The 3,710-nt window shown below is 53.0% G+C and carries 3 protein-coding genes; 1 reads left to right on the top strand and 2 read right to left on the bottom strand.

Features of this window, described 5'->3' with window-relative positions; genetic code table 11:
* Together ABYW01_RS16575 and ABYW01_RS16570 are read right to left on the bottom strand one after the other, a co-directional pair.
* On the bottom strand, nucleotides 1-781 hold a 781-nt coding region (locus tag ABYW01_RS16575; RefSeq protein ID WP_372834826.1), incomplete at its 3' end, for a CmpA/NrtA family ABC transporter substrate-binding protein.
* Between the two features lie 19 nt (nucleotides 782-800).
* Nucleotides 801-1,415, bottom strand: a complete 615-nt coding sequence (locus tag ABYW01_RS16570) for an ANTAR domain-containing response regulator (protein WP_372834823.1) — start codon at nucleotides 1,413-1,415, stop codon at nucleotides 801-803.
* Nucleotides 1,416-1,649: 234 nt separating this feature from the next.
* On the opposite strand from ABYW01_RS16570, the gene ABYW01_RS16565 reads away from it, so the two are divergent.
* Nucleotides 1,650-3,710 (top strand): molybdopterin oxidoreductase family protein (locus ABYW01_RS16565; RefSeq protein ID WP_372834820.1); only part of this gene is annotated, 2,061 nt, incomplete at its 3' end.

The following is a 3,710-nucleotide window of genomic DNA, read 5'->3' as shown; positions in this document are numbered from 1 at the left end:
GATCCAGCGCTTCCACATGGTTGCTGGAATGGCTGAGCCATTCACACGCGGCGACCAGTGCCCGAATCAGTGCAGTATGGGTATTGGGATGGCTATCCGCCCAGCGTTGCGTGACGGCAAATACCTTCTCTATTGAATCAGACCAGATCTGATAGCCGGTGACGGCCACTTTTCCGACCGCTCCTGATTCTGCCAGCGTATTCCAGGGTTCGCCAGCACAGTACCCATCGATCAGGTGATCGCGCATCGTACTGACCATCTTGGTTGGCGGGACGGCAATCAGTGTCACATCCTGATCCGGATCGATACCGGAGGCGGTTAACCAGTAACGCAGTTGATAGTGTTGGCAGGAATACGGAAACACGGTCGCAAATACCGGCTTAGTGCGCACGGATGCAATCCACTGTTTCAGGGCATTGCCAACTTCTGCCGCGTTGGGCCGGTCTCGTAGTTGCGGGCTGAGTGCCTGGTATAGCTCGGCGGATAAGGTGACGGCATTGCCGTTCATGCTCAATGCCAGTGCCGTGATCATCGGTGTGGCCTGGCTGCCCAGACCGAGCGTAGACGCCAGCGGCATCGGTGACAGCATTTGAGCACCGTCTAACAGACCAAAGCTCACCTTGTCGCGGATGTTGGCCCAACTGGATTCGCGGGATAATACAACGTTGAGCCCTTCGTTTTGAAAGAAACCTTTTTCACGGGCGATAACCAGCGGTGCGCAATCCAGCAGAGGAACAAAACCTAGTTTTAATGATGTTTTTTCGGGTGCTGCAATACTCATACTTCGTAATTCCTCTTGCTTACCGCTTGCCTGTTTTGGGCAGGCCGGTGAGTTCCAGAATGTCGATGACACTCTGTGCCACTTCTACCAGTTTTTGACTGCGATCCATCGCCAGTTTGCGCAAGGTTTTGTAGGCCTGCTCCTCGTCGCAGCCCTGATGTTTCATCAACATGCCTTTGGCTTTTTCGACCACTTTGCGTTCTGATAGCTGGATTTTGGTTTTCTCCAGTTCGGTCCGTAGCGAATGAAAAGCATCGAACTGGGCAATGGCCGTATCCATGATGGCTTTAACCCTATCCGTTTGCAGACCATCTGCGATATAGGCGCTAACACCTGCATTAATCGCCGCGGAGATACTGTCCCGGTCATTGGCCTTTTCTGCGAAGAAGACAATGGGTCGTGGGTTGCTCTGGCTCATCGCCGCCATGCTTTCCAGCGTATCTCGATTGGGCGAATCCATATCGATAATCACGATGTCCGGGCTACGCTCGCTGACCTGATCACACAAACCGCTGGAATCGGACAGGTGGCAGACCACTTTGTGACCCAAAGCATTGAGGGCTTCAAAGAGTGCATCTGCGCGTGTGGGCTCGTCATCGATTATCAGGACATCGAGTGAACGTGAATCTTTCATCTACTACATAACCTTTTTAGTGCCAGATAGGTTGGCTCGGATAAAGGTAATGCAATAAATATGCCGCGAATGAAAAACACTGTTGGCACACCACTTGCTGTATCCATGGCATGAGGTGTCGCGCTTATCGACCTTCATTTTTAGTTAGCAAAGACGTTTTTTATAGTTGCTGGGCAATGTCGCCCGATACTGGATTCCTGGTCCGGTGTCGGGCTTTTTTTTTGGAGGTCACACATGAACTCTCACACCACCTGTCCCTACTGCGGTGTAGGCTGCGGCGTAGAGGTTATAAGGGAAACAGGCCAGATTTCTGGCGTGAAAGGAGATAAAAACCACCCGGCAAATTTCGGACGTTTATGTGTGAAAGGGTCCAGCTTGCACGAGACGCTGGATACCCGTGGTCGCCTGTTGAAACCGCAGGTCGATGGCCTGCCCGCGCATTGGGATGATGCCCTGAATGAGGTCGCTGCACGTTTTCAGCGCACTGTTGAGGAGCATGGCCCGGACTCTGTTGCCATGTATCTGTCGGGGCAGCTGCTGACGGAAGATTACTATGTTGCTAACAAGCTGATGAAAGGCTTTGTCGGCACCGCGAACATCGATACCAACTCCCGTTTATGCATGGCATCAACCGTGGTGGGTTATAAGCGCGCGTTTGGATCTGACACAGTGCCGTGTAGTTATGATGATATCGAACTGGCCAACCTGATTGTGCTGGTGGGTTCCAATACAGCATGGAATCATCCGATCCTATTTCAGCGGATGGTGTTGGCGAAAAAGAACAATCCCAATCTGAAAGTCGTGGTGATTGATCCTCGTGATACGGCCACCTGTAAACTTGCGGATATTCATTTGGCACTCAAACCGGGTAGCGACACGTGTTTGTTCAACGGTCTGCTGAGCTGGTTGGCAACCAATGATTATCTGGATCAGGACTATATCGACCGCTTTACTGATGGCTTTGAGTACGCACTGGAGGCTGCAGTGAACAGTGCGGGAGACCCACGTCAGTTGGCGGAAGACTGTGATCTTCCGGTGGAGTCTTTGCTCTCGTTCTTTAGCTGGTTTGGTGCGACAGAAAACGTGCTGACTTTTTTCTCTCAGGGGACCAATCAGTCGGCGAGTGGCGTGGATAACGTGAATGCGATTACCAACTGTCATCTGGCAACTGGTCGTGTAGGCCAGCCAGGGCAGGGGCCTTTCTCTCTGACCGGACAGCCCAATGCGATGGGTGGCCGTGAAGTTGGAGGGTTGGCCAATCAGCTCGCGGCCCATATGGATTTTGATGCTGAATCCATAGATCGAGTAGAGCGATTCTGGGATGCGCCGAATATGGCGACGAAGCCCGGTTACAAAGCGGTGGATCTGTTTCAGGCGATCGAGCGCGGAGAGGTTAAAGCTGTCTGGATTATGGCGACCAACCCGGTGGTGAGTTTGCCTGACGCTGATCAGATTAAACGCGCATTAGAGAAGTGTGAAACGGTGGTTGTTTCCGAGTGTGTTGCTGACAGTGATACTGCCAAGTTTGCAGATATTCTGTTGCCTGCCACAGGTTGGAGTGAGAAAGATGGCACGGTCACCAACTCTGAGCGTCGTATATCACGTCAGCGTGGTCTGATCCCCATGAGTGGAGAAGCCCGCCATGACTGGTGGATTATGTGCGAAGTGGCGAAGCGGATGGGTTATGACAGCGGATTCAGCTATCGTCATCCCAGCGAAATTTTCGCTGAGCATGCCGCGTTGTCGGGATTTGAGAACGAAGGGCAGCGCGATTTCGATATCAGCTATTTCTCCAATATCGATCGCTTTACCTATGACAATCTGAAGCCGATTCAATGGCCGGTCACCGCGGAATGCCCTGATGGGACTGAGCGAATGTTTGCTGACGGCAAGTTCTTTACGCCGACGGGACGGGCACGTTTTGTTGAGATCATCCCTCGTGCACCGGTTCAGCAGCCCACTGATCGTGCGCCGCTGGTGATGAATACCGGTCGTATACGCGACCAGTGGCATACGATGACCCGCACCGGCACAGCGCCGCGTTTGTTTAATCATCGTGAAGAGCCGTTTGTGGAAGTTCATCCGCGTGACGCGGCGATCCGCAATATCAGCGATGGCATGCTGGTGAAAGTATCGAACCCCCGTGCTGATTATTATGCCCGCACCCGAATAGAAGAGGGGCAGCGCAAAGGGGAAATCTTCGTGCCGATGCATTGGAACGAAGCGTTTGCCTCTCAGGGGCGCATGGGGGCGTTAGTGGCACCGGTGACGGATCCTCTGTCCGGTCAGCCGGAG

This window comes from Pontibacterium sp. (genome assembly GCF_041587635.1).
Taxonomy (GTDB): domain Bacteria; phylum Pseudomonadota; class Gammaproteobacteria; order Pseudomonadales; family Balneatricaceae; genus Pontibacterium.
Note: the sequence above shows the minus strand (reverse complement) of the source record. Positions and strands in the feature narration are given on the sequence as shown.